This window comes from Acidovorax sp. FG48 (assembly GCF_057809085.1).
The window spans coordinates 87,160-105,247 of sequence record NZ_JBMDJH010000012.1; the positions used below are offsets into that span (position 1 = coordinate 87,160).

Here is an 18,088-nt window from a genome sequence, read left to right on the forward strand (position 1 = left end):
GAGCGCGCACGCGGCAGGGCGGCGGGCCGGGCATGGCCCGGCGCCATGCCCTGTAAGTCGGCAGGGATCAGGCGTTCTTGGCGAACTCTGTGTACGTGGCTTCGTCCAGCAGGGCGTCGAGCTGGCTCGCGTCGGCCAGCTTGACCTTGAAGAACCAGCCAGCGCCCAGCGGGTCGCTGTTGGCAAGGGATGGGTCGGCACGCAGGGCTTCGTTCACTTCGACCACTTCGCCAGAGACGGGCATGTACACATCGGCGGCGGCCTTCACGGACTCGACCACACCTGCCACTTCGCCCTGGGCAAAGCTTTTGCCCACTTCGGGCAGGTCTACAAACACCACGTCGCCCAGGGCGTCCTGCGCGTGCACGGTGATGCCCACCACCGAAGCGTTGGCATCAGCGGCGTTGATCCACTCGTGGTCTTTGGAGAATTTGATCGTCATGGGAAGCTCCTCAAGCAAAGGAAAAAAAGTAAAGGAATCTGCAATGTAAGCGGGCGCAGCTTCTGCGCTTCGCTGATGAAATCAGCCGCGGTAGTAATTGGCCGGCACAAACGGCATGGCGCGCACTTCCATGGGCACCGCCTTGCCGCGCACGATGGCGTTGACACGGGTGCCGATGGCTACAAAGGCGGGCGTGACGTAGCCCATGGCCACGGGTTCGTTCACCGTGGGGCCCAGCAGGCCGCTGGTGACTTCGCCGATCTTCTGGCCGTCCGTGCTTTGCAGTTCGGTGTGTTCGCGCACCGGCACGCGCTCGAGCGCCACCAGGCCCACGCGCTTCCGGGGCAGGCTGGAAGGGTTGTCGATCTGTGCGAGCACCTTGTCGGCACCCGGGAAGCCGCCTGCACGCGCGCCACCGGTGCGGCGCACCTTCTGGATGGCCCAGTTCAGCGCGGCTTCGGGGGGTGTGGTGGTGGTGTCGATGTCGTTGCCATACAGGCACAGGCCTGCTTCGAGGCGCAGCGAGTTGCGGGCGCCCAGGCCGATGGGCTTGACTTCAGGCTGGACCAGCAGGGCGCGGGCGAGCGTCTCGGCCTGCGCGGCGGGTACAGAGATTTCAAAGCCGTCTTCGCCGGTGTAGCCGCTGCGGGTCACAAAGCAGTCGCAGCCTGCAATGCTGAACGCGCCACCGGTCATGAACACCAGCTTTTCAACACCGGGCGCCAAGCGGGCTAAGGCGGTGACGGCCTGTGGGCCCTGCAGAGCGAGCAGGGCGTGGTCGGGCATGGGCACCACCTTACAGCGCTGGCCGATGCGGGCCTGGATATGGGCAATGTCGCCCACCTTGCAGGCGCCGTTGACAATGACGAACAAGGTGGGCTCGCCATCCACGATGCCCTGGTTGAAGAACATCAGATCGTCAATGATCGTGCCTTCGTCGGTCAGCAGCAGACCGTAGCGCTGCTTGCCCACGGGCAGGTCGATCACATCCACGGGCATCAGGGTTTCAAACGCTGCGGCAGCGTCGGCGCCGATGAGCTTGAGCTGGCCCATGTGCGACACGTCAAACAGGCCGGCGGCGGTGCGGGTGTGCACATGCTCGGCCATCAGGCCTGCGGGGTACTGCACGGGCATGGAATAGCCTGCAAAAGGCACCATGCGGGCGCCCAGCTCGATGTGCAGGGCGTTCAGGGGCGTGGTGAGCAGGGGGGCGGTGGCTGACATGGCGGACTCCGGGCAAATGGGGGCCGCGACCAGGGTGTGGTCACGGGATTTGCCCTGCTGTCCGCTTTACCTGAGAGATTCACCGCAGCGCCCTGGCTGGCCGTGCGGTTTGCTCCTTCGGTGGATGGCCTGCACACAGTTTCTTTTCTGTGGGGCCACCTCTCTCCAGCAAGGGAACGCCCACATCGCTGCGGGCGGTTGCCAGTCCTTTTGCCTGAGCGTTCGGCTGCTGCCTGCGCCTTCGGCGGTGCTGCGCGTCTTATGGACAAGATGGAGCACTCTCTCCTGACCGGGCGATTCTAACTACTTTGCGTAGACCAGATCCCGAAGTGCCAACGAGATCGATGGCACGTAGGTGATGATCAGCAGGCACACCAGAATCACGCCCACGAACGGCAGCAGGTGCTTGATGATCCGGTCCAGCGAGATTCTGGCCACCGTGCAGGCAGCAAACAGGTTCACTCCGAACGGGGGCGTGATCATGCCCAGCGCCAGGTTCACCACCATGATCAGCCCGAAGTGCACGGGGTCTACGCCAAAGTGCATGGCCACGGGCGCCAGGATGGGGGCCAGCACGATGATCGCCGCACTGGTCTCGATGAACATGCCAATCACGAACAGCGCGGCGTTCACGCCCAGCAGGAACAGGGTCGGGGACTGCAGCACCGCCTCCAGCCACCGGCCGATGGCATCGGGCACGCCTGCACGTGTAATGAGGAATGCAAACAGCCCGGCGTTGGCGATGATGAACATGATCACCGCCGATGAGATGGCCGATTTGCGCAGGATGGCGAACAGGTCCTTGAGCTTGATCTCGCGGTAGATGACGATGCCGACCACCAGCGCGTAGAACACAGCGACGGCTGATGCCTCGGTGGGGGTGAACACGCCGCCATAGATGCCGCCCAGGATGATCACGGGCATCAGCAGCGCCCAGCCCGCCTGCAGCGTGGCCTTGCCAAAAGGCATGCGCCCATCACCGTCGTTTTTGCCCCAGCCCTTGTACTTGCAGTAACCCCACACGAACAACATGAGCGCGCCGCTGATCAGCAGCCCGGGGCCAAAGCCGGCGATGAACAGTTCACCGATCGATACCTCGGCGCTAACCCCGTACAGGATCATCGGAATGGACGGAGGGATGATCACGCCCAGCTCAGCACTGGTGGCCTGCAGCGCGGCGGCGTAGCTGGTGGGGTAGCCATGCTTGATGAGCGCAGGGATCAGGATGGCGCCAATCGCAAACGTGGTGGCGACTGACGAGCCAGACACGGCCGCAAAGATCATGCAGGTCAGCACACAGGTCATGGGCAGGCCGCCCTGCACGCCGCCGACGATGCTCTTGGCAAACTCCACCAGACGGCGCGAGATGCCACCGGTCTCCATCAGGTTGCCCGCGAGGATGAAGAAGGGGATGGCTGCCAGCGGAAACTTGTTGATGGCCCCGAACATCTCCTTGACGGAAATGAGCATGTTCGCGTTGGAGGCCTGGATGCCCAGGATGGAAGCCAAACCGATGGACACGGCCACCGAGACGGTGAGCGCAAAGCACAGCACCATCGTTGAAATCATGACCAAACTCATTGGGCAGTCTCCAGTTCCATACGCAGGGGATCAATGAGGTTGCCAATGATGCCGACGATACAAAAAAGACCACCCACCGGCATGGCCAGGTAAGCCCAAAACATGGACACAGACTCCAGCCCGGCCATGCTCTGTACCCCCCCACGTTGCGCATAGTCCCAGCCATACCAGATGATGATGCCTATGAGGGCCAGTGCCGCCAATGCCACCACCCAGTCCAGCATCCGCTTGATGCGCGGAGGACTCCAGCGGTACAGCACATCCACGCTCACCATCGCGCCCTGGCGAAACGCAGCCGGGATGGCCAGGAACACCATCCAGATCAGGCTGAAGCGGATGAGCACTTCGGTCCATTCGGCGGGCTGCTCCAGCACAAAGCGGGTCACGATCTGGAACATGCCCAGGGCCGCGGCAATCGTCAGCATGGCGCAAGCGCCGAGCATGGCGATGAAGGTGGTCCATCGCTCAAAGGTAAGAAAAGCGTTTTTCATGGGGCGGTGCCAACCATGGGTAGGTAGGAGGTGATCAGAACCAGCGATGGTTCAAGAATAAAAACGCCCGGTAGCGCAATGGCTACGGGCGTTATCAGCTGCAAAGGTAATAGCAGAGACCCAAATTACTTGACGTCGCGGATCTTGTCGATGGCAGCCTTGCCGAACTGCTTTTCAAACTCGGCGTTCACGGGGGCCAGTGCCGCCACAAACTTGGCCTTGTCCACGTTGTCGATCACGGTCATGCCCTTGGCGCGCAGGTCGGCCACGCCCTTGGCGTCGTCTTCGTCCACGCGCGCACGGTTGGCTTTGGTGCCTTCCTTGGCTGCGTCAATGAAAGCCTGCTTGTCGGCTGCCGAGAGCTTGTCGAACGCTGCCTTGTTCATCACGAAGATGCAGGGCGAATACACGTGGCCGGTGAGGGTGAGGTGCTTTTGCACCTGATCGAACTTGGCCGAGATGATGACGGACAGCGGGTTCTCCTGGCCGTCCACGGTGCCTTGTTGCAGCGCCGTGAACACTTCAGGGAAGGCCATGGGCGTGGTGATGATGCCAAAGCCCTTGTAGGCGGCGATGTGCACGGGGTTTTCCATCGTGCGCATCTTCAGGCCCTTCAGGTCACCGGGCTCCTTCACGTCACGCTTGCTGTTGGTCATGTGGCGGAAGCCGTTCTCGGCCCAGGCCAGTGCCTTGAAGCCCTTGGCGTCGAACTTCGACAGCAGATCCTGGCCGATGGGGCCGTCCAGCACTGCGCGTGCATGGGCCTTGTCGCGGAACAGGAAGGGGACATCCAGGATCTTGGTCTCGGGCACAAAGTTGGGCACAGGGCCTGTGGAGCTGAAGGCCAGCTCCTGGGTGCCCAGTTGCACGGCTTCAATCGATTCGCGCTCGCCGCCCAGGGCGCCGTTGTAGAACGTCTGGACCTTGTAGCGGCCCCCCGTGCGTTTTTCGACCTCTTTGGCAAACGTGTCGATGGCTACACCCTGATGGGAGTTCTGGGCCGTCGAGATGCTGATGCGCATGGTGGCCTGCGCAGCAGCGGTGGCCACAAAGCCGAGCGCGAGGCTCAGTCCAACGACGAGTTTGGTCAATTGCATGGTGTCTCCTGTTGATGTTGGGGCAGGGGATGGGGGCACTTTGGCTCCTCGCAGAGCCGCCCCTGGCCTCGGGCAAATTATGGCGGTGCAGCATTGCCGCAGGCATCCGGGTTTGTGCTGGTAAGCGTGCTTATCAACTGGTCCACCCGGCGTTTGCAGTTGCATTGGCGACACCTCCTTGGAGCGGGGCGGCTGAGGTTCGTACGCAGTCCGCATGTCACCCACGGATGGAGGCAGCTATTCAATCTGAGGAGATATCTGGAATGCCAAGGGCCCCGTGCTGGCGGTAACCAGCCGGGGCCTTGTCAATTTGTGCACTCCGGTAAGAGCGCCTTGATGTAAGAAGTATGCGCCGGGTGTTGCAGATGAATTTGCTGAATTTGGCGAATTCTGCTGGATGTGCAGAATAATTTTCTGAATCTGAATGATCTGTTGAATAATTAGGCCGATGGATCGACTGGATAGAAAAATTCTCGCTGTCTTGCAGGCCAACGCTCGCGCCAGCCTGCAAGAGATAGGGCAGGCCGTGGGCCTGAGCCCGTCACCCTGTTGGGGGCGCATCAAAAAGATGGAAGAGGCCGGTGTCATCCAGGGCTACACGGTGCGCATCAATCCTCAGTCCCTTGACCTGGCCGACACGGTGCTGGTGCAGGTCACGCTCGACAGCCATTCGGACAACACGCTCGAAAAATTTGGCGAGACACTGGCCAGCATTCCCGAAGTGATCGAGGCGCACCTGGTCTCCGGTGACTACGACTACCTGCTGCGCATCGTCGTCAAGGACACCCGCGATTACGAGCGCCTGCTGCGCGAGAAGCTGTACAAGATCAAAGGCATACGACACAGTCGCTCCAGCTTTGTGCTGCGGACCTTGAAGAAGGCAGACCTGCCCTTGTTCACCGGGTAGGCCAGTGGTGTGGCGTGACAAGGCGCCGCAGATTCCTTGCAGAAAACTGGCAACGCACTTTTGGCCAGCGCCCCAACTGCGAGCAGTTCTGCGTTGTGACCTTGAAACGCGACGGCACAATGGCTTTTACAGCGCGGTGTCTGCCGGAAAAAGGGCGGGTGGATTCCCACACCGCGCACCATCGCTGTGCGCGCGTCTGGGCAGTGCGCAGAGCTGTTTGAGTAAAAGCACACCCAGCCCTTCCGAAGAACACCATGAACCTGCGTTTTGTCGAAGCCTTCTACTGGGTGGCCTCTCTCAAGAGCGTGACACGCGCTGCCGAGAAGCTGTTTCTGACCCAGTCCGCCATGTCCAGCCGCATCTCCGCGCTCGAAGAAGAGCTGGGCGTGCTGTTGCTGGACCGGCGCGACAAGCATTTCAAACTCACGGTGGCTGGCGCCCGGTTCCTGGTGTATGCCAAGCGCATGCTGGAGCTGCAGCGCCAGCTCAAATCCGAGATGGGATCGGGCGGCCCGCTGGAGGTGTCGATCCGCCTGGGGGCCATCGAATCGGTCTTGCACTCATGGCTCATTCCGTGGGTGGAACAGCTGCGCAAGGACAACCCGTTGCTGGAGCTGGAGTTGACGGTGGAGACCACCCCGGTGTTGCTTGACCAGATCCGCCGCGGCACGCTGGATGCCGTGTTCGCAGCCCTGCCGGCGGCGGCGGATGGCATCCGCAGCCAGGCGGTGACGCCCATGGAGATGGTGTTTGTGGGCAACAGCAAAACGCATCGCAAGCGTCGCTATGCGCTGGAGGATTTTGCAGGCGCTGACATCCTGACTTTCCAGCGTGGCTCGCAGCCGCACGTGTCCCTGCTCGACACGCTGCGCCAGGCCCAGGTTGAGCCGCGTTGCGTGCACACCATCTCGTCGATTTCTGCCATGGTGCAGTTGGTGCAAGGTGGCTTTGGCGTGGCCACGCTGCCGCGTCTGGCAGTGCAGCGCCTGCTGGCGTTCCCTGACTTGCGAGCCCTGGCGTGCGACACGGCATTGCGGCCGCTGCCCATCCACGTGAGCTACCGTGAAGACCCTTCATCGCCCGCCATGGAGGCCGTGGTGCGTTCGGCGCTGGACTTCATCGAACAGCAACAACCCGCGCCAGCCCGCCGCTCTCGCAAGGGCTGAGCCTCCCTCAAAAACGCCTCGGCCCACTCTGCCGGGCGCGCTCGACCTACGCCTTTTTCTCCGGCATTCCAATGGTCCGGCGGTGTCAGGGTATACCCGTAAATTTTCTCTCAGGGTTTTCCCTTGGCACCAAGATGGTTCGCCTCTCCCCAATGGAGTGCATGGAAAAAATCGATGATGTGATAGAAATTTTTTGAATTTGCCAGGGTCGTTCACACCCCAACACAATCTGCCCAACGTCACGCAATTGACATTTCTCAATGCAAGGAAAAACGGTGGATTCAGCTCAACACACAGCGCTCGCAGTGTTTGGTTCGGAAGGGATCAACGACCCTCGCCATGTGCGCAGCGTGATACGCCACGGGCTCTGGTCATCGCATACCAGTGGCTTGGCCCACGGACGCGTCCAGGGCAATCTGGTGATCCTGCCCGAGGTACTGGCGGGAGACTTTTTGCGCTTTTGCCAGCGCAACCCCAAGCCCTGTCCCGTGCTGGCGGTGAGCGAGCCAGGCCAGTTCACGCTCCCCACGCTGGGCGACGGGATCGACATTCGCAGTGACCTGCCGCAGTACCGCATCTGGCGCCATGGCGAGATGGTCCGGGAGGTGGGCGACGTCGGTGACGTGTGGCGCGATGACTTGGTGACATTTGTGCTCGGGTGCTCTTTCTCGTTCGAAGCAGCGCTGCAAGAGGCCGGCATCAGCCTGCGCCACATCAACGAGGGCAAGAACGTGGCCATGTACCGCACCAGCATTGCCACCGAAGCGGCGGGGCCGTTCGGCGGCGCCATGGTGGTATCCATGCGGCCCATGCGCGCTGCCGATGTGATCCGTGCCGTGCAGGTCACTTCGCGCTTTCCCAACGTGCATGGCGCACCAGTGCACATCGGCGATCCCGCGCTCATCGGCATTGCCGATATTGGCAAGCCCGACTACGGCGACGCCGTGGCCCTGCTGCCCGATGAAATCCCCGTGTTCTGGGCCTGCGGTGTCACACCCCAGTCCGCCATCCTGAACGCCCAACCGGCCTTCTGCATCACGCATGCCCCGGGTTGCATGCTGATCACCGACCTTCTCAACCACCAACTCGCCAGCTTCTAAGCGGCTTACCCCAGGAGTCTCCCCATGAAAAAATTTGCACTGTGTATGACGGCAGCCCTCAGCGTGTGTGCGGCCCAGGCTCAGGTCAAGTGGGACCTGCCCACCGGCTACGGCGCCAACAGTTTCCAGACGCAGAACGTGCAGCAGTTTGCCGATGAAGTGGACAAGCTCACCGGAGGCAAGCTCAAGATCACCCTGCACCCCGGTGGTTCGCTGTACAAGGCCAACGAAATCAAGCGCGCGGTGCAGACCGGGCAGGTGCCTTCGGCCGAGTTCATCCTGTCGGGCGCCACCAACGAGAACCCGCTGTTTGGTGTGGACTCCATCCCCTTCCTGGCGACCACCTATGCAGAGTCCAAGCGCCTGTACCTGGCCGCCAAGCCAGCGCAAGAGAAGCTGCTGGCCGCCCAGGGCGTGAAGGTGCTGTTCTCGGTGCCATGGCCCGGCCAGTCGCTGTATTCGCTCAAGCCGGTGAGCACGCCCGCAGACTTTGCGGGCACCAAGATGCGCGCCTACAACCCTGCCACCACGCGCATTGCCCAGCTGCTCAAGGCGCAGCCCGTGACGATCCAGCTGTCGGAGCTGGGCCAGGCCCTGGCGACCAACACGGTGCAGAACTTTCTGACATCGAGCGCCAGCGGCGTGGAGTCCAAGCTGTATGAGCAGGTCAAGTACTTCTACCCCGTCAGCGCGTGGCTGCCGCGCAATGCCACGGTGGTGAACCAGAAGGCCTTTGACGCCCTCGACAAGCCCTTGCAGGACGCCGTGCTCAAAGCCGCAGCTGCCGCCGAAGAACGCGGCTGGGCCACCAGCGAGCGCGTGGACAAGGAGTTCATCAAGGAGCTGTCGGCCAAGGGCATGACAGTGGCCGAGCCGAGCGACAGCATCAAGAAGGAGCTGGCGAGCATCGGCGAATCCATGACCGCCGACTGGGTGAAATCGGCCGGTGCCGAGGGGCAGGCCATCATCGACGCCTACCGCAAGAAGTAGTCACGTCTGAACATGTCTGAAGGCCCCCACGGGGCCGGGTAGCGCACCGCGCGCTACCCCCGCAATCTCGTTACCGCTCCCCCTCTTTTTCAAGCGTTACAGGAGTACGCCATGGACAAGCTCGTCCGAAATTTCTACAGGCTGCTGATGCTGCTGTCCGGCCTGTCGATGCTGGCCGCGTTCGGCGCAGTCACTCTGGGCGTTTTTGCCCGTGAAGTCATCCACCTCAACATCGACGGACTTGACGCTTACGCGGGCTACGCCATTGCCGCCGCCTTGTTCTTTGCACTGCCCAGCACGCTGCAAAACGGTGATCACATCCGGGTGACGCTCATCCTGGACAGGCTGCCCGCCCGCTGGCGCAGTGCCTTCGAATGGTTCTGCCTGGTCAGCGCGCTGGTGCTGTCCGTGTACATCGCCTGCTATGCCGTGCGTTCAGTGTGGATCTCCTACATCACCCATGACATCTCGCCCGCGGCCGACGCGTCACCGCTGTGGATTCCCCAGATCAGCATGGCCATGGGCTGCATTGGTTTTGCGCTGGCGTTTGCCCATGCGCTGGTGTTGCGCTTCCAGGGGACGGCCTTCATGGCGGTGTCCGAAGCCGCACGTTCCGAATAACCCGATCCAGGAGACCTCATCATGGACGTCATCATCGCTTTGGGTCTGATCGTGGTGCTGTTCGCAGTGCTCGGATCGGGCCTGTGGATCGGCCTGTCACTGCTGGCAGTGGCTCTGGTCGGCATGGAGCTTTTTACCAACCGCCCGGTGGGCGACAGCATGATGCTGACCATCTGGGGGTCAACCTCCAGCTGGACGCTGACGGCTTTGCCGCTGTTTTTGTGGATGGGCGAGATCCTGTTTCGCAGCAAGCTGTCAAGCAGCATGTTCAAGGGCCTGGCGCCCTGGCTGGAGCGCTTGCCCGGCCGCCTGCTGCACGTCAACGTGGTGGGCTGCACCATCTTCGCAGCCATCTCGGGCTCATCGGCCGCCACTTGCGCCACCATCGGCAAGATCACGCTGCCTGAACTCAAGCAGCGCGGCTATCCCGAAGACATCTCCGTGGGCACGCTGGCCGGTGCGGGCACCCTCGGCCTGCTCATTCCGCCATCGATCATCATGATCGTTTACGGCGTGGCGGCGAACGTGTCGATCTCCAAGCTGTTCCTGGCGGGGGTGATTCCGGGGCTCATGCTGGCTGTGCTGTTCATGGGCTACATCATCGTGTGGGCCTTGTTCAACAAGGACAAGGTGCCTGCGCCTGATGCCCGTCTAAGCTTTGTGCAAAAGCTGTATGCCTCCCGCCACCTGATTCCTGTCGTGTCGCTCATCGTCGTGGTGCTGGGCGCCATCTACAGCGGCATAGCCACCGCCACCGAAGCTGCGGCGCTGGGTGTGGCCGGGTCGTTGATCCTGGCCAAGATCGAGGGCTCTCTGAACTGGGCGCGTTTCAAGGAAGGGCTGGTCGCTGCCTGCCGCGTGTACTGCATGATCGGCCTCATCCTGGCGGGTGCCGCGTTCCTCACGCTGGCCATGGGCTTCATTGGCCTGCCACGGCACCTGGCCGAGTTCATCGGGGCGCTGCACCTGTCGCCCTTCGCGCTGATGCTGCTGCTCATCGTGTTCTTCATCATGCTGGGCTGCTTCCTGGACGGCATCTCCATGGTGGTGCTGACCATCGCTGTGCTGCTGCCCACGGTAGAGGCCGCAGGCTTTGACCTGGTGTGGTTCGGCATCTTCATCGTGCTGGTGGTCGAGATGGCGCAGATCACGCCGCCTGTGGGCTTCAACCTCTTCGTGTTGCAGGGCATGACGCGGCGCGAAGTGACCTGGATCGCACGCACGGCGTTGCCTCTGTTCGCTCTGATGATCGTGGCCGTCGTGATGACGTACTTCGTGCCCGATGTCGTGCTCTGGCTGCCACGCCAGATGCAGGGCTGACCCCCAGCACCCACGCCTGAAACATCCGCGCAGGAGTTCCCCATGAAGACCTTGGTGTTGTTGGCCGCGTTCGCCGTGGCCCCGGTGCTGCACGCCCAGACCCAGTGGAAGCTGGCCACGGGCTACCGCGCGGAGTCGTTTCATACCCGCAATCTCGTGCAGTTTGCGCAGGACGTGGAGCGTGCCTCGGCGGGCGCTCTGCGCGTCGAGGTCCATGCCAACAACACCTTGTTCAAGCTGAACGAGATCCCCCAGGCCGTGCAGGAGGGCAAGGCCCAGGCGGGAGAGACCATCATGACCACCCTGGTGCGGGACATCCCCATTGCGGGGGCGGATGCCGTGCCCTTTGTGGTGCGCAGCTATGCCGACGCGCGGCGCATGTGGGACGTGCAGCGCCCGTTGATCGAGTCGCACATGGCCAGCAAGGGGCTCAAGGCGCTGTACGCCGTGCCCTGGCCGCCGCAGGGGCTGTTCTCGATCAACCCCGTGCGCTCATCCGCCGACTTCAAGGGCACGCGCATGCGCACCTACAACCCCGGCACCGTGCGCATTGCCGAGCTGCTGGGCGCCACGCCCGTGGATGTGCCGATGGTGGAAGTCAACCAGGCTCTGTCGGCGGGCAAGCTCGATTCCATGATCACTTCGGCCCTCACGGGGGTCGAGAACCAGGTCTGGGGCCAGATCAAGCAGTACTACGGCATCAACGCCTGGTTTCCCAAGAACATTGTTTTTGTGAACCAGCGGGCTTTTGACGCACTGCCTGCACCCACACGCCAGGCGGTGACCAAGGCCGCCGCCGAGGCAGAGACGCGCGGCTGGGCCATGAGCGCTGCGGTGGCCGAAGAGTCGGTGGCCGAGCTGCAGCGCAAGGGCATCAAGGTGGATCGTGCGCCAGCAGATTTTGATGCCGAACTCAAGCGCCTGGGCGAACGCTTCTCGCGCGAGTGGGTGCGCTCGGTGGGCAGCGAGGCCAACCAGATCTTCATCCCTTACTACACGCAGCGCTGACCTTTCCTGCAAGTCTTTCAGGAGAAGCACCATGCACACACCCTCGGACACCATCGAGATGTACCTGCGCGCCAAGGATCTCAATCGCCCGCACCTCATTACGCAAGCCTTTGCCGGTGGTGCGCTGCTGCAGATGGAAATGCGCCAGGGCGACGAGCAGGCCCCAGCATGCACCCTGGGCCGCGAGGCCATTGCCGAGACCCTGGTGCGCAACTTTGGCCGCGCTTACGAAAACGCCTACACCTTCTGCCTGACCGAGCCTCCAGCCCCGGCCTGCGCCGACTTTCATTGCCTGTGGCTGTCGGCCATGACGGCCAAGGAAAACCGCGCCGTGTGTGTGGCGGGCGGCCAATACCACTGGCGATTTGCCCCCGGCAACCGCCTGGCGCAGGAGCTTCGCATCGTGATCGACACCATGCAGACCCTGCCGCCCGCCGACATCTTGCCCGTGATGGCCTGGGCCGCTTCGCTGGCAAGCCCCTGGTGCCCTGTGGAGCGGGCTCTGGCCACCGCACCCCCCATTCCTGCCGTGTGGCAGGTCATGCAAAGGCTGGCCCCCGCCCACCTTGCCATCGCCTAGCCACACAGCCACCACCTCTTTCCATTTTTTTATCTCGGAGCCACTACACATGACCACCATGACACCCCAAACGCACACCCCACGCTGGCAGTTCTGGATCGACCGGGGCGGCACTTTCACCGACATCGTGGCCAAGCGGCCCGATGGCTCCCTGACCACCCACAAGTTGTTGTCCGAGAACCCCGAGCAGTACAAGGATGCCGCCGTGGCGGGCATCCGCCACCTGCTGGGCCTGAAGCCTGGCGAGCCCGTCACGCCCGCGCTGGTGGAGTGCGTGAAGATGGGCACCACGGTAGCCACCAACGCACTGCTGGAGCGCAAGGGCGAGCCCACGCTGCTGGTCACCACACGCGGCTTTCGCGATGCACTGCGCATCGCTTACCAGAACCGCCCGCGCCTGTTTGACCGCCACATCCAGCTGCCCGAGCTGCTCTACACCGAAGTCATCGAGGCCCGCGAACGCATGGGCGCCCATGGTGGCGTGCTGCAGAACCTGGACGAAGCCACTTTGCGCGGTGACCTGCTGGCCGCCTATGGTCGCGGGCTGCGCAGCGTGGCCATTGTGTTCATGCACGGCTACCGCTACACGCAGCACGAGCAGGCGGCCAAGCGCATCGCCCAAGAAGTGGGCTTCACTCAGATCAGCACCTCGCACGAAACCAGCCCCATGATGAAGTTCGTGAGCCGGGGCGATACCACGGTGGTGGATGCGTATCTGTCGCCCATCCTGCGCCGCTACGTGGAGCAGGTGGCCAGCGAGATGCCGGGCGTTAAGCTGTTCTTCATGCAGTCCTCGGGCGGGCTCACCGATGCGGGCACGTTTCAGGGCAAGGACGCGATCCTGTCCGGCCCTGCAGGCGGCATCGTCGGCATGGCGCGCACAGCGGGCCTGGCCGGGCACGAGAAGGTCATCGGCTTTGACATGGGCGGCACCAGCACCGACGTGAGCCACTACGCGGGTGCCTTTGAGCGCGAGTTCGAGACCCACGTGGCGGGCGTTCGCATGCGCGCTCCCATGATGAGTATCCACACGGTGGCGGCGGGCGGTGGCTCGGTGCTGGCCTACGATGGCGCCCGTTTCCGCGTGGGCCCCGAGAGCGCCGGTGCCAACCCCGGCCCCGTGAGCTACCGCCGGGGCGGCCCCCTGGCCGTGACCGATGCGAACGTGATGGTGGGCAAGGTGCAGCCCCGTTATTTCCCCAGCGTGTTCGGCCCCGCAGCCAACGAAACGCTGGACGCTGACGCGGTGCGCGCCCGCTTTGAAGAGATTGCGACGCAGACCCAGCGCAAGCCCGAAGAAGTGGCCGAAGGCTTCATCCAGATTGCCGTGCAGCAGATGGCCAACGCCATCAAGAAGATCAGCGTGGCGCGCGGCTATGACGTGACGCGCTACACCCTGCAGTGCTTTGGTGGTGCAGGCGGCCAGCACGCTTGCCTGGTGGCCGATGCCCTGGGTATGTCGCGCGTGTTCGTGCACCCCTTGGCTGGTGTGCTCAGCGCCTACGGCATGGGCCTGGCTGACCAAACGGTGATCCGCGAGCAGGCGGTGGAGATGCCGCTGGCGGCTGAATCTCTGCCCTTGATCGCCGAGCGCCTGGATACGCTGGGCGCTGCCGCGCAGGCCGAGCTGGAGCGCCAGCAGGTCAGCACCAACCCCGTGCAGGTGCGCCACAACGTGCATGTGCGCTACGAGGGCACGGACTCGGCCCTGGTCGTGCCGTTTGGCGACATGGCCAGCATCCAGGCAGCCTTTGAGGCCGCCTACCGCCAGCGTTTTGCCTTCCTCATGGCGGGCAAGAGCCTGGTGGTGGAGGCGGTGTCGGTCGAAGCCATGATTGCCGGTGACGCCCCTGCCGAGCCGCGCCTGCCCGTGCACCCGCACCGCAAGCACCCGCAGCGCGAGGTGGTCCAGATGTACTCGGGCGGCTCCTGGCACGACGCGGCCCTGGTGGTGCGCGAGGACCTGCACCCCGGCGACGTGATCCCCGGCCCGGCCATCATTGCCGAGAAGAACACCACCACCGTGGTGGAGCCCGGCTGGTCTGCGCGCCTGACCGACCTGGACCACCTGGTGCTGGACCGCGTCACCGCCCGCAAGGTGCAGTACGCCGCAGGTACCACCGTGGACCCGGTGCTGCTGGAGGTGTTCAACAACCTGTTCATGAACATTGCCGAGCAGATGGGGCTGCAACTGCAGAACACGGCGTACTCGGTCAACATCAAGGAGCGTCTGGACTTCAGCTGCGCGTTATTCGACGCGGCCGGCAACCTGATCGCCAACGCGCCCCACATGCCCGTGCACCTGGGGTCCATGGGCGAGAGCATCAAGACCGTGATCCGCGAGAACGCGGGCAAGATGCACCCGGGCGACGTGTACATGCTCAACGACCCGTACCACGGGGGCACCCACCTGCCGGATGTGACGGTGATCACCCCGGTGTACGTGGCCGAGGGCAACGAGCCCACGTTTTATGTGGGTAGCCGGGGCCACCACGCGGATATTGGCGGCACCACACCGGGCTCCATGCCCCCGTTCTCCACGCGCATCGATGAAGAAGGCGTGCAGATCAACAACGTGAAGCTGGTGGACCGGGGCATCTTTCTGGAAGAGGAAGTGCGCACCCTGCTGGCCACGGGCGGCGGCACCACGCCATACCCCAGCCGCAACCCGCAGCAGAACCTGGCCGACCTGCGTGCACAGATCGCGGCGAACGAAAAGGGCGTGCAAGAGCTGTCGAAGATGGTGGACCAGTTTGGTCTGGATGTTGTGCAGGCCTACATGCGCCATGTGCAGGACAACGCCGAAGAGTCCGTGCGCCGTGTGATCACGCAGCTCAAGGACGGCAGTTTCACCCTGCCGCTGGACAACGGCGCGCAGATCAGCGTGTCGGTCAAGGTCAATGTGGCCGAGCGCAGCGCGGTCATCGACTTTGCAGGTACCAGCCCGCAGCAGATGAACAACTTCAACGCACCGCGTGCCGTGTGCATGGCGGCCGTGCTGTATGTGTTCCGCACGCTGGTGGACGACGACATCCCGCTCAACGCCGGTTGCCTCAAGCCCCTGCAGGTGATCATTCCCCAAGGCTCCATGCTCAACCCCAACCCGCCGGCCTCGGTGGTGGCGGGCAACGTGGAGACCTCCACCTGCATCACCAACGCGCTGTTTGGCGCCCTGGGCGTGATGGCGGGTAGCCAGCCCACCATGAACAACTTCACCTTTGGCAATGCGCAGTACCAGTACTACGAAACCATTGCCGGTGGCAGCGGTGCGGGTGCGGTGCTGGACGCCTCGGGCCGGGCGGTGCGCGGCTTTGACGGCACCAGCGTGGTCCAGACCCACATGACGAACTCGCGCCTCACCGACCCCGAGGTGCTGGAGTTCCGCTTCCCGGTGGTGCTCGACAGCTACGAGATCCAGCGCGGCTCGGGCGGTGCAGGCCGCTGGGCGGGTGGGGACGGTGGCGTGCGGCGCGTGCGCTTCCTGGAAGCGATGACGGCCAGCATCCTGTCCAACGGGCGACTGAACCCCGCCTTTGGCATGGCGGGCGGCCAGCCCGGCAAGCCCGGTGCCAACCGCGTGCTGCGTGCCAACGGCCAGGTGGAGGAACTGGGCCACATTGGCGCGGCGCTGATGGAGCCGGGCGATGTGTTCGAGATCGCCACCCCCGGCGGTGGCGGCTTTGGCGAATGTGTCACGTCCTGACGTGATGGATTGCTGACCCACCCGGTGGGGCCGGTGCTGTGTGCTGCGAGTCAGCGAGGACCCACGGTGCACGGCGCTGGCCACCACCGGCTTCCACCCCCGCACGGTGCGGGATATGAAACAGGAGAACGCTCATGAACTATTTGCCCGCCACATCCGGGGCGCCTGGCGGCGCCGCCTTCTCCGCCGCACCAGCAGGCGCGGAGTTCAGCCGTGCCGTGCCAGACGCTGCCGCTCAGAGCCCTGCACCTGCGCGGCACCGCCGGACTCTGAGCGTGGGGCAAAAGCTGGCGGCCAGCTTTGGCATTCTGGGCTTTGCGGTGGCGCTGCTGGGGGCCACCACCTGGCTCACAGGGCAGGACACGAGCCGTCAGGCCACGTTGCTGACCACGGAGCAATTGCCCATCGAACGCACCGTGCGCGACTGGAAAACCCAGTCGGTCTATATCGGCCAGATTGCATTGCGTGCCACGTTGTCGTCCGATGTGTTCCCCCTGGTGGCCGAAATGCGCAATCAGATCGCCGCCGAAGACGCCATGCGCAAGCGCATTGATGAAGCGCTGACCAAGGCGTCTTCCAGCGAGAGCGCGAGGCCGCTGTGGGCACAGGCCCAGGCCGAGCGCCAGAAATACGCCGTGCTGCGGGACGCGCTGGTGCAGAACGCCCTCGAAGCCAAGATCATCAGCCAGAAGGAGCTGCAGGAGCACGCCGCCGCGTTGACTCAATACCTGCGGTCCATCGACCAGTTGCTCGCGGCGTCGGAGCAGTCCTCCCTGAACGCGGGCGACAGCATGATTGCCGACGCGTCCCGTGCGCAATGGATCAGCGCCGTGGCGGTGCTGGTGGTGGTGGCTCTGTCGGCGCTGTTTGGCTGGCTGCTGCGGCGCTCCATCGTGTTGCCGCTGCGCCAGGCCTCCGAGGCGGCCGCTGTGGTGGCGCAGGGCGACCTCACGGTGCGCATGCCAACCCAGCGCACCGACGAGATCGGCCAGCTGCTCACTGCGCTGGACAAGATGGTCGAGTCACTGCACTACGTGGTGACCGAGGTGCGTGACTCGGGCGAATCCATCCATGTCGCCAGCTCCGAAGTGGCCGCAGGCAACACCGACCTGAGCATGCGCACCGAGCACGCGGCCAGCAACCTGCAGCAGACGGCGGCCAGCATTGCCCAACTGGCACAGATGGTGGCCGCCAATGCCGACAGCACGCGCCAGGCCAACGCGCTGGCGCTCAACGCCACCGAGGTGGCCAGCAAGGGGGGCGAAGTGGTCAACCAGGTGGTCAAGACCATGGAAGAGATCAATGCCAGCAGCAAGAAGATCGCGGACATCGTGGGCATCATCGACGGCATTGCGTTCCAGACCAACATTCTCGCGCTCAATGCGGCTGTGGAGGCGGCGCGTGCGGGCGAGCAGGGGCGCGGCTTTGCCGTGGTGGCCAGCGAGGTACGCGGCCTGGCCGGGCGCAGCGCCAATGCGGCGCGCGAGATCAAGGCGCTGATCTCCACCAGCGTGGACAAGGTGAGTGACGGCGCCCGGCTGGTGGTGACCGCAGGTTCCACGATGGGCGACATCGTGCAAAGCGTGGAGCGTGTGACCACGCTGATGTCCGAGATCAACGAGGCCAGCAGCGAGCAGAGCACGCAGATCGGCCAGGTGAGCCAGGCGGTGGACCAGCTCGACCACATGACGCAGCAGAACGCCGCGCTGGTGGAGCAGGGCGCCGCAGCGGCCCAGAGCCTCAAGGACCAGGCCAACCGGCTGGCGGGTGCGATGGGGCAGTTTCAGCTTACGCGCGCAGCTGCGTGAGGGGTATTGCGCTGCAGATCGGACTGATTTCTATGAAAAAGGGCCTGCAG

At 63.7% G+C, this 18,088-nt stretch carries 15 protein-coding genes and 2 riboswitches; of the genes, 10 read left to right on the top strand and 5 right to left on the bottom strand.

Annotation, left to right across the window (positions count from 1 at the left end; all coding sequences use genetic code 11):
- Positions 1 to 67: 67 nt before the first annotated feature.
- From gcvH to ACODSU_RS17145, 5 genes are all read right to left on the bottom strand, one after another.
- Positions 68 to 442: a glycine cleavage system protein GcvH gene (gene gcvH, locus ACODSU_RS17125; protein WP_108625643.1), complete on the bottom strand. Its 375-nt coding sequence runs from the start codon at positions 440 to 442 to the stop codon at positions 68 to 70.
- Between the two features lie 81 nt (positions 443 to 523).
- Positions 524 to 1,666 (bottom strand): glycine cleavage system aminomethyltransferase GcvT, encoded by a 1,143-nt coding sequence (gcvT, locus tag ACODSU_RS17130; RefSeq protein ID WP_488843466.1) that lies wholly within the window; start codon positions 1,664 to 1,666, stop codon positions 524 to 526.
- A gap of 47 nt (positions 1,667 to 1,713) precedes the next feature.
- Positions 1,714 to 1,845, bottom strand: a riboswitch (glycine riboswitch).
- 13 nt (positions 1,846 to 1,858) lie between these two features.
- Positions 1,859 to 1,964: riboswitch (glycine riboswitch) on the bottom strand.
- Between the two features lie 5 nt (positions 1,965 to 1,969).
- Positions 1,970 to 3,247: a TRAP transporter large permease gene (locus ACODSU_RS17135; protein ID WP_488843468.1), complete on the bottom strand. Its 1,278-nt coding sequence runs from the start codon at positions 3,245 to 3,247 to the stop codon at positions 1,970 to 1,972.
- Entirely contained in the window at positions 3,244 to 3,738 is a 495-nt protein-coding gene (locus tag ACODSU_RS17140; protein ID WP_488843470.1) for a TRAP transporter small permease, read from the bottom strand. The genes ACODSU_RS17135 and ACODSU_RS17140 overlap by 4 nt, the downstream gene beginning before the upstream one ends.
- A gap of 125 nt (positions 3,739 to 3,863) precedes the next feature.
- A complete protein-coding gene (locus ACODSU_RS17145) occupies positions 3,864 to 4,835 on the bottom strand; it encodes a TRAP transporter substrate-binding protein (protein ID WP_488843472.1) in 972 nt (323 codons plus the stop codon).
- Positions 4,836 to 5,283: 448 nt separating this feature from the next.
- Between ACODSU_RS17145 and ACODSU_RS17150 the strand changes: the two genes are divergently transcribed.
- The 10 genes from ACODSU_RS17150 to ACODSU_RS17195 all read left to right on the top strand — a co-directional run bounded on the left by ACODSU_RS17150 (position 5,284) and on the right by ACODSU_RS17195 (position 18,038).
- On the top strand, positions 5,284 to 5,742 hold the full coding sequence (locus ACODSU_RS17150) for an Lrp/AsnC family transcriptional regulator (RefSeq protein ID WP_056067700.1): 459 nt from the start codon (positions 5,284 to 5,286) through the stop codon (positions 5,740 to 5,742).
- A gap of 254 nt (positions 5,743 to 5,996) precedes the next feature.
- The gene (locus tag ACODSU_RS17155; protein WP_309823823.1) at positions 5,997 to 6,908 is read left to right on the top strand and encodes a LysR family transcriptional regulator; all 912 of its coding nucleotides are present in this window, start codon (positions 5,997 to 5,999) and stop codon (positions 6,906 to 6,908) included.
- Between the two features lie 260 nt (positions 6,909 to 7,168).
- On the top strand, positions 7,169 to 8,008 hold the full coding sequence (locus tag ACODSU_RS17160; protein ID WP_488843474.1) for a putative hydro-lyase: 840 nt from the start codon (positions 7,169 to 7,171) through the stop codon (positions 8,006 to 8,008).
- Positions 8,009 to 8,032: 24 nt separating this feature from the next.
- Entirely contained in the window at positions 8,033 to 8,998 is a 966-nt protein-coding gene (locus ACODSU_RS17165; protein WP_056640576.1) for a TRAP transporter substrate-binding protein, read from the top strand.
- Positions 8,999 to 9,109: 111 nt separating this feature from the next.
- A complete protein-coding gene (locus ACODSU_RS17170; RefSeq protein ID WP_056640579.1) occupies positions 9,110 to 9,619 on the top strand; it encodes a TRAP transporter small permease in 510 nt (169 codons plus the stop codon).
- Between the two features lie 21 nt (positions 9,620 to 9,640).
- Positions 9,641 to 10,939 (top strand): TRAP transporter large permease, encoded by a 1,299-nt coding sequence (locus ACODSU_RS17175; protein ID WP_488843476.1) that lies wholly within the window; start codon positions 9,641 to 9,643, stop codon positions 10,937 to 10,939.
- 42 nt (positions 10,940 to 10,981) lie between these two features.
- The gene (locus ACODSU_RS17180; protein ID WP_488843478.1) at positions 10,982 to 11,947 is read left to right on the top strand and encodes a TRAP transporter substrate-binding protein; all 966 of its coding nucleotides are present in this window, start codon (positions 10,982 to 10,984) and stop codon (positions 11,945 to 11,947) included.
- A gap of 31 nt (positions 11,948 to 11,978) precedes the next feature.
- Positions 11,979 to 12,527, top strand: a complete 549-nt coding sequence (locus tag ACODSU_RS17185; protein ID WP_488843480.1) for a hypothetical protein — start codon at positions 11,979 to 11,981, stop codon at positions 12,525 to 12,527.
- Between the two features lie 49 nt (positions 12,528 to 12,576).
- Positions 12,577 to 16,230, top strand: a complete 3,654-nt coding sequence (locus tag ACODSU_RS17190; protein WP_488843482.1) for a hydantoinase B/oxoprolinase family protein — start codon at positions 12,577 to 12,579, stop codon at positions 16,228 to 16,230.
- Positions 16,231 to 16,364: 134 nt separating this feature from the next.
- The gene (locus ACODSU_RS17195) at positions 16,365 to 18,038 is read left to right on the top strand and encodes a methyl-accepting chemotaxis protein (protein ID WP_488843484.1); all 1,674 of its coding nucleotides are present in this window, start codon (positions 16,365 to 16,367) and stop codon (positions 18,036 to 18,038) included.
- Positions 18,039 to 18,088: the final 50 nt, after the last annotated feature.